Annotated in this window: 17 protein-coding genes; 11 read left to right on the forward strand and 6 right to left on the reverse strand. The window is 38.1% G+C overall.

Annotated features, from left to right (window positions below; genetic code table 11):
* Positions 1–169 precede the first annotated feature (169 nt).
* A complete protein-coding gene (locus tag B6A32_RS00910) occupies positions 170–553 on the reverse strand; it encodes a nuclear transport factor 2 family protein (RefSeq protein ID WP_085300884.1) in 384 nt (127 codons plus the stop codon).
* Between the two features lie 172 nt (positions 554–725).
* Between B6A32_RS00910 and B6A32_RS00915 the strand changes: the two genes are divergently transcribed.
* A complete protein-coding gene (locus B6A32_RS00915) occupies positions 726–1382 on the forward strand; it encodes a TetR/AcrR family transcriptional regulator (RefSeq protein ID WP_085300885.1) in 657 nt (218 codons plus the stop codon).
* Positions 1383–1412: 30 nt separating this feature from the next.
* Here the strand turns inward: B6A32_RS00915 and B6A32_RS00920 are convergent, their stop codons facing one another.
* The gene (locus tag B6A32_RS00920; protein WP_233131285.1) at positions 1413–2177 is read right to left on the reverse strand and encodes a 3-deoxy-D-manno-octulosonic acid kinase; all 765 of its coding nucleotides are present in this window, start codon (positions 2175–2177) and stop codon (positions 1413–1415) included.
* A 48-nt stretch (positions 2178–2225) separates the two neighbouring features.
* Between B6A32_RS00920 and B6A32_RS00925 the strand changes: the two genes are divergently transcribed.
* The 3 genes from B6A32_RS00925 (at position 2226) to B6A32_RS00935 (ending at position 4502) form a co-directional block, all read left to right on the forward strand.
* Positions 2226–3314 (forward strand): glycosyltransferase family 9 protein, encoded by a 1089-nt coding sequence (locus tag B6A32_RS00925; RefSeq protein ID WP_085300886.1) that lies wholly within the window; start codon positions 2226–2228, stop codon positions 3312–3314.
* 18 nt (positions 3315–3332) lie between these two features.
* A complete protein-coding gene (locus B6A32_RS00930; RefSeq protein WP_085300887.1) occupies positions 3333–3776 on the forward strand; it encodes an NUDIX domain-containing protein in 444 nt (147 codons plus the stop codon).
* A gap of 111 nt (positions 3777–3887) precedes the next feature.
* A complete protein-coding gene (locus B6A32_RS00935) occupies positions 3888–4502 on the forward strand; it encodes a PepSY domain-containing protein (protein ID WP_085300888.1) in 615 nt (204 codons plus the stop codon).
* Between the two features lie 23 nt (positions 4503–4525).
* Here the strand turns inward: B6A32_RS00935 and waaA are convergent, their stop codons facing one another.
* Positions 4526–5818 carry a lipid IV(A) 3-deoxy-D-manno-octulosonic acid transferase gene (waaA, locus tag B6A32_RS00940; protein WP_085300889.1) on the reverse strand — a complete coding sequence of 431 codons (1293 nt, stop codon included), beginning with the start codon at positions 5816–5818 and terminating at the stop codon, positions 4526–4528.
* Between the two features lie 174 nt (positions 5819–5992).
* Between waaA and B6A32_RS00945 the strand changes: the two genes are divergently transcribed.
* On the forward strand, positions 5993–6811 hold the full coding sequence (locus B6A32_RS00945) for an alpha/beta fold hydrolase (protein ID WP_085300890.1): 819 nt from the start codon (positions 5993–5995) through the stop codon (positions 6809–6811).
* Here the strand turns inward: B6A32_RS00945 and B6A32_RS00950 are convergent, their stop codons facing one another.
* Positions 6812–7240 carry an Lrp/AsnC family transcriptional regulator gene (locus tag B6A32_RS00950; protein WP_081179719.1) on the reverse strand — a complete coding sequence of 143 codons (429 nt, stop codon included), beginning with the start codon at positions 7238–7240 and terminating at the stop codon, positions 6812–6814.
* A gap of 178 nt (positions 7241–7418) precedes the next feature.
* Here B6A32_RS00950 and B6A32_RS00955 point away from each other — a divergent pair, with 178 nt between their 5' ends.
* From B6A32_RS00955 to glpG, 4 genes are read left to right on the forward strand one after another with little or no spacing between them, the layout of a single operon-like run.
* Positions 7419–8633 carry a glycine C-acetyltransferase gene (locus tag B6A32_RS00955; protein WP_085300891.1) on the forward strand — a complete coding sequence of 405 codons (1215 nt, stop codon included), beginning with the start codon at positions 7419–7421 and terminating at the stop codon, positions 8631–8633.
* A gap of 2 nt (positions 8634–8635) precedes the next feature.
* Positions 8636–9661 (forward strand): L-threonine 3-dehydrogenase, encoded by a 1026-nt coding sequence (tdh, locus tag B6A32_RS00960; RefSeq protein ID WP_085300892.1) that lies wholly within the window; start codon positions 8636–8638, stop codon positions 9659–9661.
* A 6-nt stretch (positions 9662–9667) separates the two neighbouring features.
* The gene (gene glpE, locus B6A32_RS00965; RefSeq protein WP_085300893.1) at positions 9668–10000 is read left to right on the forward strand and encodes a thiosulfate sulfurtransferase GlpE; all 333 of its coding nucleotides are present in this window, start codon (positions 9668–9670) and stop codon (positions 9998–10000) included.
* Positions 10000–10866 carry a rhomboid family intramembrane serine protease GlpG gene (gene glpG, locus B6A32_RS00970; protein ID WP_085300894.1) on the forward strand — a complete coding sequence of 289 codons (867 nt, stop codon included), beginning with the start codon at positions 10000–10002 and terminating at the stop codon, positions 10864–10866. The genes glpE and glpG overlap by 1 nt, the downstream gene beginning before the upstream one ends.
* A gap of 70 nt (positions 10867–10936) precedes the next feature.
* Here the strand turns inward: glpG and B6A32_RS00975 are convergent, their stop codons facing one another.
* On the reverse strand, positions 10937–11317 hold the full coding sequence (locus tag B6A32_RS00975) for a flagellar basal body-associated protein FliL (RefSeq protein WP_085300895.1): 381 nt from the start codon (positions 11315–11317) through the stop codon (positions 10937–10939).
* Positions 11318–11696: 379 nt separating this feature from the next.
* On the opposite strand from B6A32_RS00975, the gene B6A32_RS00980 reads away from it, so the two are divergent.
* The gene (locus B6A32_RS00980; RefSeq protein ID WP_233131286.1) at positions 11697–12269 is read left to right on the forward strand and encodes a chorismate--pyruvate lyase family protein; all 573 of its coding nucleotides are present in this window, start codon (positions 11697–11699) and stop codon (positions 12267–12269) included.
* Between the two features lie 11 nt (positions 12270–12280).
* Entirely contained in the window at positions 12281–13141 is an 861-nt protein-coding gene (ubiA, locus tag B6A32_RS00985; RefSeq protein WP_085300896.1) for a 4-hydroxybenzoate octaprenyltransferase, read from the forward strand.
* 195 nt (positions 13142–13336) lie between these two features.
* Here the strand turns inward: ubiA and plsB are convergent, their stop codons facing one another.
* Positions 13337–15781 (reverse strand): glycerol-3-phosphate 1-O-acyltransferase PlsB, encoded by a 2445-nt coding sequence (plsB, locus tag B6A32_RS00990; RefSeq protein WP_233131287.1) that lies wholly within the window; start codon positions 15779–15781, stop codon positions 13337–13339.
* Positions 15782–15877: the final 96 nt, after the last annotated feature.

A 15877-nucleotide genomic window follows, 5' to 3' on the forward strand; every position in this document is an offset into this window, starting at 1 on the left:
CAATGATACTAAATGAATAAAAAAACCATTGTAATTGCTGATGCGAGTAATTTCAAAAAAATCAGAAATTGCACTGCATGTTATACAAGTTAAGTAATTACGTGAGCTATTTTTTGTCTTAAATCTTAAAATGAACGGTTAATTAACCCGTTTGTTCTAGGACAATTAATTAACGGTTTTTTAATTGCGTTAGCATAGCGGTCATCTGTTCATTAATCATATTAAGCGCTTTATATGGTCTGATCATCACCTTAAATTCAGTGATTTTACCTGCATCATTCCATGTGATCATATCAATACCATTAATATCTATTTCTTGAATGACTAATGAAAACTCTAGCACCGCAGCGTTATCGCCTGAAAATTCACGGTTGTATGTAAAGGTGCCATTTAAAAAAGTATGAAAGGCAGCGGTTAAATACAGACTAACCATTTCTTTACCTTTGATAGGTGTATGAATAACCGGTGAAAATAAAGTTACGTCATCAGCAAGTAAAGTCGAAATGTCAGAAACTGCATTATTTTCAATCAATGTATGCCATTTATTAAGCATTATATTTATCCTTTTTAATCAGTTTGTATTGTGCGTTACATAAGGTGCAATCAAATCTGACAAGTGTCAACATTAAAATTACTTAAAGTATTTACTCGAAATACTTTAAGTTTGATGATTTTTGATAGTATGATAGAAAAATATCTAGCCACAAATACAAGAAGTAGTATCGATGAAAACTAGGGACAAAATAATTCAAGCGAGTATTGTATTATTTAATGAACAGGGTGAGCGTAATGTTACCACCAACCACATTGCCGCAGATCTTGGTATTAGCCCAGGTAATCTTTACTACCACTTTCGCAATAAAGAAGACATTATCCTTTCAATTTATGAGGAATATGCCCGTAACTTATTAATTGAAACCATGCCGGAAGTAAGCCCTGATGTTAAACCATTAGACGCTATACTTTTATATATGGACGTTGTATTTCAGGCAATGATGAAGTTTCGATTTTTCTACAGTAACTTACCCGTTTTATTAGCTAAAAATCCTTTGTTGCACGATAAATATGTTGAAGTGCAAGGGTTTATCGCACAGCGTGTTAGTGAGTTATTACTTTCGCTACGTGATGCAGGTATGATGGATTTTTCAGATGAAGACTTGCCTGATATTGTTAGCATATTGCGTTTAGTTAATACTTTTTGGTTAAGCTTTTATCAAACACAAAATAACGATAATGAAATTAACGACGCCGTTTTCTATCAAGGCGTGTTGAAAATTTTAGTTATTATTCACCCTTATATTAGTGAAAGTGCTAAGAGTGAGTTTTTAGAAGCCCGCGCTATGTATCGCCAACGTTGCCAAGATAGCTTAGACGTAGCTTAACGCTCAGCGGTTACTCTTCGTTATTACAAACTATGTAATGGTAGACTGATAACCTGTTAGTAACATTTGCCAATTTTTCTCATGCCATTGAAAGCCTGCTATTTTATGACTTTCTTTGCGAAAAGATCTGAGTAACCTGGCCATATTTTCTGTTGGCCATTTATGTTGATTATTTCTTTTTTCACCTTGATCAAAGTCAATTAGCCAAACCTTATTATTATCATCAAGCAAAATGTTATGGGCATTTAAATCGTGATGATAAATACCTTGTTGATGAAAAGCCTTTATTACTTTGCCAATATCTTGCCAAAGTTGATCATTAATTTCATGTTTACTCAGTATCGCGACTAAATCGTTAGCGTTTTCGATGCGTGACGATAATAAATCAGCACGATAGATTAAACCGTGTTTACTCACTCGAAAAGCAATAGGTTTAGGGGCTGGCAGGCCTAATGCGCGCATGGTTTTTAATAAGTCAAACTCGCGTGCAGCACGGGTGTTTTCTAACCCTGTATACATGTATTGGTCGTTCAGCACTTTACCGATAAGTCCGCCACGATAATAATGTCGTAATACCCAGTTCTGCAAAACACCAGCAGAATTTTCATTGGCGATAAACCAAGTGGTACCACGACCTTGGGCACTACCAACGATGGCATTTTTTTCTTGCCAATAGTCGCCATTAAGCATTTCAGGGACAAAAGCGTTAATTTCATCGCTGTTATATCGGCAATAAATGTTGTCTTGTTGAAAAGTTTTTTCATGACAGGGTTTTACAATTGCGGGCTTGTTCAAGATAATAGGCCTATATTATATATCTGCTCCTATTGTGGTGAATCCTTTATGCTGGGTCAATTATCTGCTCCGAAAAATTTATGTTTATTGCGATTATCTGCCATTGGTGATGTTTGTCATGCTGTGGCTATGGTGCAAAATATTCAGCGACAATGGCCTAATACTAAAATTACTTGGGTAATTGGTAAGGTTGAAGCGAGTTTGTTACAAGGCTTGCACGGTGTGGAATTTGTTATTTTTGACAAACGTGCGGGTTTAAAAGGTTATCAAGATTTAAAACAAGCACTAAAAGGCCAAAAATTTGATGTTTTACTGCATATGCAAGTTGCCTTACGCGCTAGCATTGCCAGTTTATGTATATCAGCGAAAGTTAAAATTGGTTTTGACAGCCAACGTGCAAAAGAAGGGCAATGGTTATTTAGTAATAAAAAAATAGCTAAACAAAGCCAACCACATGTTCTAGATGGCTTTATGGGATTCGCAGCAGCATTAGGCTTAGAGGTTGCAGCACCCTTGTGGAACATGCCCTTGCCAGATAGCGACCAATTATGGGCTAGCGAGAAACTCAGTGCAGGCAACCCAGAAAATAAACCTATTGCCGTCATTAGCCCTGCAGCAAGTAAAGCCGAACGTAATTGGCATGCAGAAGGTTATTCGCAAACGGCTGAGTATTTACATGCGTGTGGCTTTAAAGTTGTTATATGCGGTGGCCCAACTACCATGGAAAAACTACTTGCTGAGGCAATTATTAGTCGCAGCAAGTTCAGCCAAGGTGATAACGAAATACAAAATTTGGTCGGAGAAACCAGTTTAAAACAACTGTTAGCCATATTAAAAGTTGCGCATTTAGTGGTTGCTCCTGATACAGGGCCGGCGCATATGGCGGTTACAGTAGAAACACCCGTTGTCGGGTTATATGCCCATAGTAATCCAATGCGTACTGGCCCATATCTATATCCTCAATATGTTGTTAGTGCTTATGCTGCATCGATACAACAGCAATATAAAAAGCGTGTTGAACAATTACCTTGGGGTACGCGTGCTAAAGGTAAAGATTTAATGATGCAAATTAGCATTGCAGAAGTTAAAAAAACCATTGATCGTGTTATTCACGACAACTATCCAGAGATGTTGTAGTAGCAAACAAGGATAGATATGAAAAAATATGTTACCGGTTTTTTGTTTTCAAAAGATACTCGTTATGTCGTACTTATTGAAAAAATTAACCCAGAATGGCAGCGCGGGTTATTTAACGGTATTGGCGGCAAAGTTGAAGTTAATGAGTCTTCAATCGATGCCATGGTGAGAGAATTTTTCGAAGAAACCGGTGTGAACACCCAACAAGCTGATTGGACATGTTACGCAAATGTATATCGAGAAAGTTGTTACGACGTAGACGTGTATTTTGGCCATTCTGATCTCGCCTTTAATGCTAAAACTATTGAGCAAGAGCAAGTACATATTATTAAGTTGGCTGAATTACCGCGTAAGATTGTGCCAAATTTACGATGGTTAATTCCGTTGGCACTCGACCAACAAGCTGATTTCTCTACTCCGGTATTAATAAAAGAAATTGCTGAAAACCGCACTAAAGCTTAACCATTTAATATTTTAAACTATTTTATAATCTATCGATTGAAATAGTTGTGATTTAAAAGTAGCTATTAATAAAAATTTATACGCATCACATTTAACAGATAAAAAATAACCATGAAAAACAGCAAAATAAAAAGTAGAAAACTGCATAAAATTATCGGCCTAATGCTAGTGTTACCTATGTTGGGTTGGACTTTTACTGGGTTAGTGTTTTTTATAAAGCCGGGCTACCAAGGTGCTTACGAGCAGTTATCCGTTAAACAATACCCGCTTAGCCAGCCCATTTCGTTGACTCCTCAAGATAATTGGCAAAAACTTAGCGTTGTTAAAACCGTGCTAGGCGATCACCTTTTAGTACAAGCGAATAACAAAAGTGAACACTTAAATCTTAACTCATTACTTGCGATGCCTGAGCCAACAACATCTGAATTTAAAGCCTTATTGAACGATGCTTTTACGCATAATCAGGCAAGGTATGGTGACATAGTTTCTACTGATGGTTTAACGGCGAAAACCAGCACTGGTGTCAAAGTAACGTTAAATTGGAAAAATCTAACCTTAAGCCAGCAAGGACAAGATACCCAATTAATTAACTTACTCTACCAAGTGCATTATTTACAATGGACGCCTTATAAAGAACTTAACCAGGTATTGGGTATATTAGGACTAATTTTGTTGATTTCGCTAACCATTTTAGGTGTAAGGCTATATTTTAAACAACGTGCTTAGCTGTTAGCCTTTAAACAATAGGCTTATCTTTTAATTAATGTTTGTAATGCCGCTAAAGATTGCTCGGTTGCCCCTTGGTTTGCTAACACTACTTGGTAACTATGATTTCCTAGTGCTTTAGCACTGGTTTCATCGGTAAATAAACGCAGCACTTCATCAGATAAAGCTTGCGCCATATTGTTATTTTCAAGCAACTGAATGATGCCCTGTGCCGTTTTTAGTTGCGCTAAAATCTCTATAAAGTTACTCATATTTGGGCCAACAATTACAGGTTTTTTAAATAAAGCCGGTTCTAATGGGTTATGGCCACCAATACTGCTAAAGCTTCCCCCCATGGTTACCACGTCAGCTAAAGAGCAGGCGGCAAGTAATTCGCCTAAAGTATCAATAACCCAAACATGAGTGTCGGGAGTAACGGGGATATTTTGGCTGCGTTGAAGCACATTATTTCCAGCTTCACGTGCTAACTTAGCCACTTGTTCAAAGCGTTCAGGATGTCTTGGTACAATAATAAGCAATGCTTCAGGAATTTTTTTTCTGATTTTTTCAAAGGCTTTTAGCGCAAGCGTTTCATCGCCGGGGTGTGTGCTGGCAATTAACCACACTTTTTTAACTGCAGGTAATAAATTGTTTAATGCCTGTTGCTTAGATTTAGTCTCGTTATTGAGTGAAACATCAAATTTAAGATTACCCGATAATTTACATGAATTTTCGTTAGCGCCCATGGCTAAGTAATTATCTTGGTTGACTTGGCTTTGGGTTAATATTTTGTCAAAACGTTGAATAGCGGGTGTAATTAACCAAGATAGTTTTTTATAGCTACGCATAGATTTATCAGATAAGCGACCATTAACGAGCAACAACTTAACCTGCTTATGTTTACATTGTGCAATTAAGTTCGGCCATAACTCTGTTTCCATAAACACCATAGCTTTAGGCTGTAAGCGTTTTAGAAATAATGCTGTAGATATAATGTTATCGAGTGGCAAATAGCAATGCTGTACTTTGTCAGCAAATAATTTTTGCACTTGTGCTGAACCGGTTGGCGTAAACGTGGTGACTGTTATTGGCGAGTCAGGATTCAATATTAGCAGTTGTGAAATAAAAGGTTTTAAAGCGATGATTTCACCCACACTGGCCGCATGCACAATAATGCCATGAGGCTTGAGGTTTTTTGCCAGTAACCCGAGACGCTCAAAAAGACGATTTCTATAGGCTTTATGGCTAATCGAACGTAACAACAATACGACTAAAAGCAATGGTGTTAATAGCAAAAATAATAAACGGTATAAAACTAAAGCAAGAGTAAAACGCACTTAACAAGCTCAAATATCAGTATTGTATAATCAGTAGTATACCTAAAATCTTGCTTAAAAAAATCAAGCAAGCTATAAAAGGGCTGAGCATAGGGCTTAAGTTGTTATTATTATTTATCTTTCTAACCGAGCCGAGAAAGGTTTGTCAGTAGTGCATGGAGTTTTAGGTAACGTATGAATAAGTCTCAAATTAATCGAAATAGTAAGGTGAAAACCTCAATACTAAAACGTGCTTTATGCTTATTAACTTTTGTAGTAACTCAGCAACTTGCAGCGCAACCGCTTACGTTAAAAGATACGACTAGTCCCAGTAGCATGGTTGAGTTAACCGTGCTTGATCAATTTAAGCTATCAGCGAAATTGCATCTTGGTTCAGCAACGGCAGGTGGTGTTTTGTTACTTCATGACTGCAAAAACACATCGAAAGATTTTCACGGCTTATATTCCGCACTTGTTAAACAAGATTTTTTTGTTTTAGCGTTAGATTTACGCGGCTTTGGTGCTAGTCAAAATCAAGACTATTCTGATAAAAGTCTTCGAATAAAGGCTGATAACATTGTTAGTTATCAAGGCCAGTTAGCTACATTGATGATGCATTGGCAAAACGATGTATATTTAGCTTACCAGTATTTACAAGGTGCGATGAAAAATAAGCAAGGCATTAGTGTGGTAACAAGTGGTTGCAGTAGTAATCAAGCGATTTACTTGGCACAAAAAACCGCGTTAAAAAGTGTGGTTATGCTCTCGCCCGAACTTAGTGTTGACGATAAAGAGCAATTTAAGCACTTAGCCGATATGCCCATTTATTTGCTCAGTGCAAAATACTTAACTGAAGCTATGCTTAATGCTCAGGAATTGTTTGAATGGAGTGGTGATAGCCATTCAGTACTGCAAACATTTAAGGGTAACGATTCTAGCGTTCAATTATTGAAAAAACAGACTTACCTGAATAACAATCTATCAATTTGGTTAAAGAGTACGCTAGTTGAATAATTAACGTTTAAAAATGGTATCAAGAATAATAGAAGAATTGGTTCTTGCTACACCTTCAAGCGAGCACACCATATTCAGAACTTCGCTTAATTTCTCTAATGTGCTGGCTTGTATGGTTACCAATAAGTCGTATTCTCCGCTAATAGAATAAATATGACTGATTTGATGTACTTTTCTTAATGCTAAACAGATGGTTTTTCTCAGGTTAGGGTTCACTTTTAAAGAAACGTTAGAAGAAATTAAGCCACTGGTATATTCGCTGCCAAGCACTACACTGTATGCTTCAATAACATTATTATTTTCAAGCTTATTGAGTCGGTTTTGTATCGCCGTTCTTGAAACACCGGTTGCCCTTGCCATGTCTGACACACTTGCACGGGCATTCAGTCGTAATATGGAGAGCAGTTCTTCATCTTTTTCGGTTAGCAATTAAGGCTCCTGAGCATTAATAATGCAAAATACAGTACCTAATGTTACACATTGACATTGTTATATGTCAATTTAACTATAAAGAAGGTCGAATTATCACGTAGTGTCACTTTGCTAAAAACAGCATCTGAGCGGATAATACGATGATTGAAAGACAATAACTTTTTAAGGAATTACCGTGACCAATTCTGCTGATACAAATAACTTTTATGCTCACTTAACTTCGCAAATAAACCAAGTAAAAGAAGATGGTTTATATAAAGCTGAACGGGTAATTACTACCGCACAGCAACCACAAATTGCCGTAAATACCGGTGAAGATGTAATAAACTTTTGTGCCAATAATTACTTAGGTTTAGCGAACCACCCTTCGTTAATTGCTGCGGCTAAAGAAGGCTTAGATGAACACGGTTTTGGTATGGCATCAGTACGTTTTATTTGTGGTACGCAAGATATCCATAAAACATTAGAGCAAAAATTAAGTACCTTTTTAGGTATGGAAGACACCATTTTATATTCTTCATGTTTCGACGCAAATGCTGGTTTGTTTGAAACCTTATTAGGCCCTGAAGACGCGATTATTTCTGACTCTTTAAACCATGCTTCAATTATCGATGGTGTACGTTTATGTAAGGCTAAACGTTTTCGTTATGCAAACAATGATGCAGCAGAGCTTGAAGCACGTTTAATAGAAGCCGATGAAGCTGGCGCACGCTTTAAGTTAATTGCTACCGACGGTGTGTTTTCAATGGATGGTGTTATCGCAAATTTAAAAGCGGTTTGTGACTTAGCCGACAAATACAATGCCATGGTAATGGTTGACGACTCTCATGCCGTTGGTTTTGTGGGTGAACAAGGCCGTGGTAGCCACGAATATTGCGATGTAATGGGTCGAGTAGATATTATTACCGGTACTTTAGGTAAAGCGATGGGTGGTGCTTCAGGTGGTTACACTTCGGCTAAAAAAGAAGTGGTTGAATGGTTACGTCAACGCTCACGTCCGTACTTATTCTCTAACTCGTTAGCGCCTGCTATTGTTAATGCGTCAATTAAAGTCATTGATTTATTAGCGGAAGGTGACGAGCTACGTAAAACCTTAAAAGATAATGCCGCGTATTTTAGAACCCAAATGGAAGCTGCAGGTTTTACTTGTGCTGGTGCTGACCACGCCATTGTGCCTGTGATGTTAGGTGATGCAAAAGTGGCAAGTGCCATGGCTGATCGATTATTAGCGGAAGGTATTTATGTTATTGGCTTCTCATTCCCTGTGGTACCAAAAGGCCAAGCACGTATTCGTACACAAATTTCTGCTGCACACACGAAAGCTGAGTTAGATAAAGCCATTGAAGCCTTTATTCGTATCGGTAAAGAAATGAACGTGATTGAGGGTTAAACATGAAGTCATTAGCGAAATTAAAAGCAGAACCAGGCATTTGGATGACCGACTCGCCTAAGCCAGAGTTAGGTCACAATGATCTGTTAATCAAAATTAAAAAAACCGCCATTTGTGGTACCGATATTCATATTTACAACTGGGATGAGTGGTCACAAAAAACTATTCCTGTACCTATGGTTGTTGGTCATGAATATGCGGGTGAAGTCGTTGGCATTGGCCAAGAAGTTAAAGGTTTTGCATTAGGTGATCGGGTATCGGGCGAAGGTCATATAACTTGTGGTCATTGTCGTAATTGTCGCGGCGGTCGCACGCATTTATGCCGTAACACGGTTGGTGTTGGCGTTAACCGTGAAGGCTCATTCGCCGAGTATTTAGTTATTCCTGCATTTAATGCTTTTAAATTACCCGATGAAATTTCTGATGATTTAGCGGCTATTTTTGACCCGTTTGGTAACGCAGTACACACGGCATTATCGTTTGATTTAGTTGGCGAAGATGTTTTAATTACCGGCGCTGGTCCTATCGGTATTATGGCGGTGGCTGTCGCTAAGCATGTCGGCGCTCGCCATGTGGTTATTACCGATGTAAATGAATATCGCTTAGACCTTGCTCGTAAAATGGGCGCAACGCGTGCAGTTGATGTCAGCAAAGAAAAACTAACAGATGTTATGGCTGATTTAGGCATGTCTGAAGGTTTTGATGTTGGTATGGAAATGTCAGGCGTACCATCTGCCTTTACTGATATGTTAGCCAATATGAACAATGGCGGCAAAATTGCCATGCTAGGTATTCCTGGACAAGATATGGCAATTGATTGGAGCCAAATTATTTTCAAAGGATTAACCATTAAAGGTATTTATGGCCGTGAAATGTTTGAAACTTGGTATAAAATGGCGAGTTTAATCCAATCTGGCTTAGATTTAACGCCAATTATCACCCATCACTTTAATATTGATGATTTTCAGCAAGGTTTTGATATCATGCGTTCAGGGCAATCAGGCAAAGTTATCTTAAATTGGGAATAATGAAAAATGGCAAGTAGCGAAGAAAGTTTTAAGCATATGCAGATCAGTGAACTGCACCAAGTATTAGCTGATGAATCTTATGTGGTGGTGGATATTCGTGATCCGGCCTCGTTTCAATCAGGGCATATTCCGAATGCAATTCATTTAAGTAATGAAAGCTTACCTGACTTTTTACGCGATGCTGATTTTGATGCCCCCGTTGTGGTGTGTTGTTACCATGGTATTTCAAGCCAACAAGCGGCGCAGTTTTTGATCAGTCAAGACTTCACCGAAGTGTACTCTTTGGATGGTGGCTTTGCCGATTGGCAATTACAGCATCCGGATGTTGTAGCCCGTTAATGCAAAACACTGAATTACAACCGCTGGTTAAAGTAACGCAACATAATATTGCGTTACTTTTTTGTGATTACTTAAAAACACTACAAATTCGAACGCAAGTTGAAAAAGAAGCCGATGGCTTTGTTATTTATTGTCAGCAAGATAAGTTTGACTTCGTACAACAAGAGTTTGAACAGTTTATTCAGCAACCGGAACAAGCCAAATATCAACAAGCGGCTTGGCAAAATGGTGATGTAACTGATGTGAGTTCAAGTTTTCCTACCTTGGCTAGCAGCTTTAAAAAGCAATTCTTTTCACATGCAGGTGTCGTAACGCTAGCTGTTTTTGTTATCTGTTGGCTAGTATTCCTTGGCAGCAATCTTGGCTGGGGTAATGCTATATTTCAGCATTTACATTTTTATTCTCAGTTAAGTGTCGATGCCATTTTACAAGCACCTCACCGATTATTAGGACCCGCATTTTTTCACTTCTCATGGTTACACATTGTTTTTAATACCATGTGGTGGTGGCAGTTAGGTGGCTCCATAGAACAAGTTAACGGTAAGTTCAGCTTGTTTAGTGTTTTAATTGTTTCCGCGCTGGTTTCGAATCTTGGTCAGTTTATGGTTGATGGACCAAATTTTGGTGGCTTATCAGGCGTGGTATACGCGCTTGTCGGCTATGTGTGGTGGATGGGCTGGTTAATGCCAGAAAAAGGTTTGTCATTATCTAAACCTATTATCGGCTTTATGCTGTTCTGGCTATTACTTGGTTATACCAGTTTAATGCCAATAAATGTTGCTAATACAGCGCATTTATTAGGTTTAGTCAGTGGCTGTGCTTTAGCTTTTTTACAGGTTTTAAAAACAAAAAAACACAGTCACTGAGTATGATGGCTGTGTTTTAAACTCGCTAATATAGCATTAAGCAGATTGTTCATTCGTTTGAAATAACGGCTTAATTATCTAGCCATTGAGTAAATAAAAGCTTTTTAATTAATGGTTTACCAGTTTCTTTTTCTAGTAATTCTTTTACTTTGTCTTCACACAAACGCTGTATTTCATGGCGACCATTAATAGATTTTACTTTTGATTCAGGTTGCTGACCAATAATATTGATAATGGCATCTCGCAATAATGGTGAGTGATGCTCAACAATTTCATAATTGCTTGCATCTTCGATCATCAACTCTACTGTTAGGCGAACATAACCCATTTTTTTCTTAACAGCGACGTAATTCGTAACAATAGAAGGTTCGAAACCAAAGTAGGCATAATCTGCCGCTTTAGTCGCAGCCGAACTTAGTAGTACAAGCATTAAAAAAATAGATGTTTTCATACATTAAAACTCAAATTAAAAATAAATTAACTATTTGTGTTAAGCAGTTAAATAGGTTGATTACTATTAAATAATAACGCGAATTTTGATCATGCGCTGATTTATTTAACTATTTTTATTAGCTTGATAGCCTTGGCGTGAAAATAACCAAGTTTGGTTTAGGTAAATCAGGGGGAAGTAGCGCTTTTAGAAACAAGCAGTAAGCTGTATTTTTGTTAAGCTAAACGCTATCATACGTCGATTTTTCGTCAAATAACTTTTACCCTAATTAAACCCATAATGAATTATTCGCTATTTGTTGCTGTAGTTTAAAAGGGTTTTAGCTGAAGTTATTAATTACTTATTATTTATCCGTGTTGAGGCTAAACAGTTTTAAAGTATGACAACAGAACATTCATTATTTCCTGTGCAAATGGTTGCCCGTTGGCAGTCTTCACAATGCTTTGCACTTCATGCTAACTTAAGCAGTTGGTTACTTGACCCTAGTTCTTTAACAGCGCGCCTTAAGTCTCATTGTCAAAATTTTCGTGTTGAAGTGCTCGGACAAAAAATTGAAAATTGTAGTGCTGCTGAGGCCAATAATGACATTGTTTGTGGCGAACCTGTATTAGTTCGAGAAGTGTTATTGTATTGCGATGAAATAGCACAGGTCTTTGCGCGTAGCTTATTACCGTTAAGCTCTTTAACTGGTGAACAACAGCAGTTAGCGCATTTAGGTACGCAGTCTTTAGGACAAGTATTGTTTAACCACCCAGATTTACAACGCAAAAAAATTGAAGTAGCTGAGTTTAACTCAAGTTCTAGTATTGCTAAGCTGGTAGGAACATTAGCCCTCAATACTAGTCAAGAAACACTTTGGGGCCGACGCTCAATTTTTATTTTAGATAATAAACCATTAATGGTAGCAGAGGTGTTTTTACCCGGCGCCATGGCCTATAAAAACACAATATAAAAGGTATTACATTGAGTGAGTTTACAGAAAAGTTAACCGCGATTAAGCAAATTACCCGTATGGATAAGCCGATTGGCACATATTTGTTATTGTGGCCAACTTATTGGGCGTTATGGATTGCTTCTGATGGCTGGCCGTCGTTGCAGATGTTGGTTATTTTTAGTTTAGGTGTTTTTTTCATGCGTAGCGCCGGCTGTATTATTAACGATTATGCTGATCGTAAAGTCGATGGCGAAGTTAAACGTACACAACACAGGCCGCTAGTTACTGGCGCTTTATCAGGCAGCGAAGCATTACAGTTATTTTCTACCTTTATTCTGTTGGCTTTTTCTTTAGTGCTGACCTTAAGCGATTACACCATCATGTTGTCGGTAGTGGCGGTTTTTTTAGCCGCAAGTTATCCCTTTATGAAACGTATTACTCACTTTCCACAAGTGGTGTTGGGCGCCGCTTTTAGTTGGGGGATGATCATGGCATTTGCTCAAGAGCAAGGTGAAATACCGACTGTTGCTTGGCTATTGTTTACGGCTAACGTTTTATGGACCGTTGCTTATGACACTATGTATGCCATGGTTGATCGTGATGACGATGTAAGAATAGGCGTTAAATCTACCGCGGTTATTTTTGGTGAAAATGATAAACGTATCATTCTATTTTTGCAGTTAATGACCTTAGCACTGTTATTTACGGTCGGTGATATTTTAGCTTTTGGCTGGCCTTATCAACTGTCGTTGGTTATTGCCGCGGGTTTTTTCTGCTATCAACAAATTTTAATTGCAGGGCGAGAGCGAGATCGCTGCTTCCAAGCTTTCTTAAATAACCATTACGTAGGCTTGATCGTATTTGTTGGTGTAGCTATAGAGTACCTTTAGCTTAAGTAACCTGAACGCTTGTTTTATTTGAAAGAGGTAACGGTTGCTTTATGCGAGTGCATAAGCTGATTTTTATTTCTAAGCCTAACATTACGGATTTAATGCCATATTGGGCATCATAAACGTATGACTAAACCCAGCTTTATTATTGGCCTAGTCATACGTTAATTTTAGATCATTTCAACACGATGTTTGCTAACGCACAATACTTTGTAAAACTTCTATATCGACTAAGTTACTGACTGAACTTTTTAGTAACCCTAACGTACTGCTGTCTACTAATTTATCCTCTTCATTTGACACAATATAGCCCTGATCTTTCATGGCATTTATTAAGGTTAATTGCGCCTTTTTATCAATAAACTCGGGCGCATTTATGTTGTTTAATACTGATAAACGTTGAGCGATTGCAACAACTTTATCATTGAGTTCAGCCTTTTTAATTGGTGCTAGCTGACCGAGTAGAGAAGTGATTATTGCGAAACGTTGCATAGTTTCGTTAACACATTCAGCAATTAAACGAATACTTGCTCTATCGTCGTCATCGCTACTTAAAGACCATGCTCCAGATTTACTTTGTTTTACAATGCCTTTTTCTGCTAAGAAATCACAAACAGCTGTTACTTGCAGGGCGATGTCTTCAGGTGACTGCCATAAAAATAAATCAGTTTTGAGTAACTCGACTAAACGTTGCGTTTGGCCGAGTAAATTTTCTGGCGTAATTTTAGTATTACGTTCTAATAAACGGCAAACTAGTGATGGCAGTATAAAAGTGTGCAGAATATTGTTGCGATAATAACGTAGTTCTAATATTGCACTTTCCGTTAAAGAAATAATGTCACCAAAACTGTCTTGGTTAATGGTGACTTTATTTAATGAGATAACATGCTCTAAAAGTTCAGCGCCAGTTTCTGTCGGTAGAGTTAACTCTGCATGATATGGCGCTGCACGTTGTAATTCGATGAAAAAATCAAGCTGGCTGATTAACTCGGCTTTCGTCAGTGCTTTGTTTTCAGTTGCATGTAAAATCAAAGAGACTAAAGCAACGCCGTTTAATGCAGTACATTGGTTAATAGAAGTCATAACTTGTTGAGCTAAAACATTAACGCAAGGATTTAGCCACTGAGGCTTTTGTGGGTCTATCGGATCGATTGCTTGTTTCCAATCAGGTACCTGATTATTCAAAAACTGATTAATATTGATCGGCTCGCCAAAATTAACATAACCTTTACCGTAGTTACGTAAATTTCGAATCGCTTTGATAACGCCAAAAATGGACTCACCTTTCTTTTTACTACCACTTAACTCTTTATGATAAGTACCTACTTCCATTACATGCTCGTAACCTAAATAAACCGGCACTAAGGTTAATGGGCGATCAATACCGCGCAGCATACTTTGAATGGTCATGGCGAGCATGCCTGTTTTGGGTGATAGTAATCTACCGGTTCTGCTGCGGCCGCCTTCCGAGTAATATTTTACCGAATAGCCGCGTTCAAAAAGTAGGCTTAAATATTCACGAAAAATAGTGGAGTAAAGACGATTCCCCTTAAAGCTACGGCGAATAAAAAAGGCACCGGCTTTTCTGAAAATTGGCCCCGCTGGCCAAAAGTTTAAATTGATACCCGCGGCAATACGCGGTGTAACTAGGCCTTGTTGAAATATTACGTAAGTGAGTAATAAATAGTCCATGTGGCTACGATGGCAAGGCACGTAAATAATTTCATGGCCTTCTTGGGCTAGATTTCTTAATCGCTCAGCTTTACTAACTTCTATGCCGTTATAAAGACGATTCCATAACCAACCTAAAATTCGTTCACCAAAACGCACAGTAACATCTCGATAATCACCAGCAATTTCGTCCATTATGGCTAATGCTTGCTTCTTCGCTTCTGCTTGAGTAATTTTTTTACTTTCTGCTTCTTCATTGATTACCCGTTTAATTGCCGGATTAACCATTAAATTAGCAAACATTTGTTGGCGATGCATCAGCCTAGGGCCTGTAGCTGCAATAGTTTGGCGATGAAAATGAAAACGCGCAATGCGGATTAGTTTATGGGCGCTGCCTTCGGTACTACCATGTTTATCTGCCATATGACGAAAAGAAATCGCTTCACTAAAACGCACCATAGTGTGACGACCTAGAAAAAGTACGATAAAGAATTTTCTTAACCAAGTTGGAGATTCTTGATCAGCTAACAATGCGCCAACGTTGGTATTGTTTTTCTCTTTTGTTGGGGTACGGCCCCAAATTACATTGGCAGGAATAAGTTGAGCGTCTAGTTTTTCATTATTCGCGTGAGCACTAAGTAATTCAAAACCTTGTGCTATTGCTGAGGTTTTCTTCGGTGTTCGCCAGTTAAATAACGCGGTAGGTTTTTCTAAAAAAAGTAACCGAGATAAGGTTTGTCCATCAACATTAACTGGCTTTAACGGGTCAGGTAAATTCGCATGCTTACAAGCAGTGCGCAGTGATAACACATCACTGGCTGATTGGTGACGTAATACATAAAATACCGGTTGCTCAGGACTTAATTGACCTGAATTAATAATTTCGTCGGCAACAACTTTGCAACGTACTAATATTTTTATCGGTAAACGTAATAATAAATAAAATAACTTACGAATGGCTAACATCATGTTTTACTCAGTTTTATTTGACTGGTTATGGTAACACTTAGCTTGAACGGTATCTCGTTTTCTCGGTAGAGTTCGTTTGGCTTAGTGCACAACTGC

The organism is Colwellia polaris, from assembly GCF_002104515.1.
In the GTDB taxonomy this organism is placed as follows: domain Bacteria; phylum Pseudomonadota; class Gammaproteobacteria; order Enterobacterales; family Alteromonadaceae; genus Cognaticolwellia; species Cognaticolwellia polaris.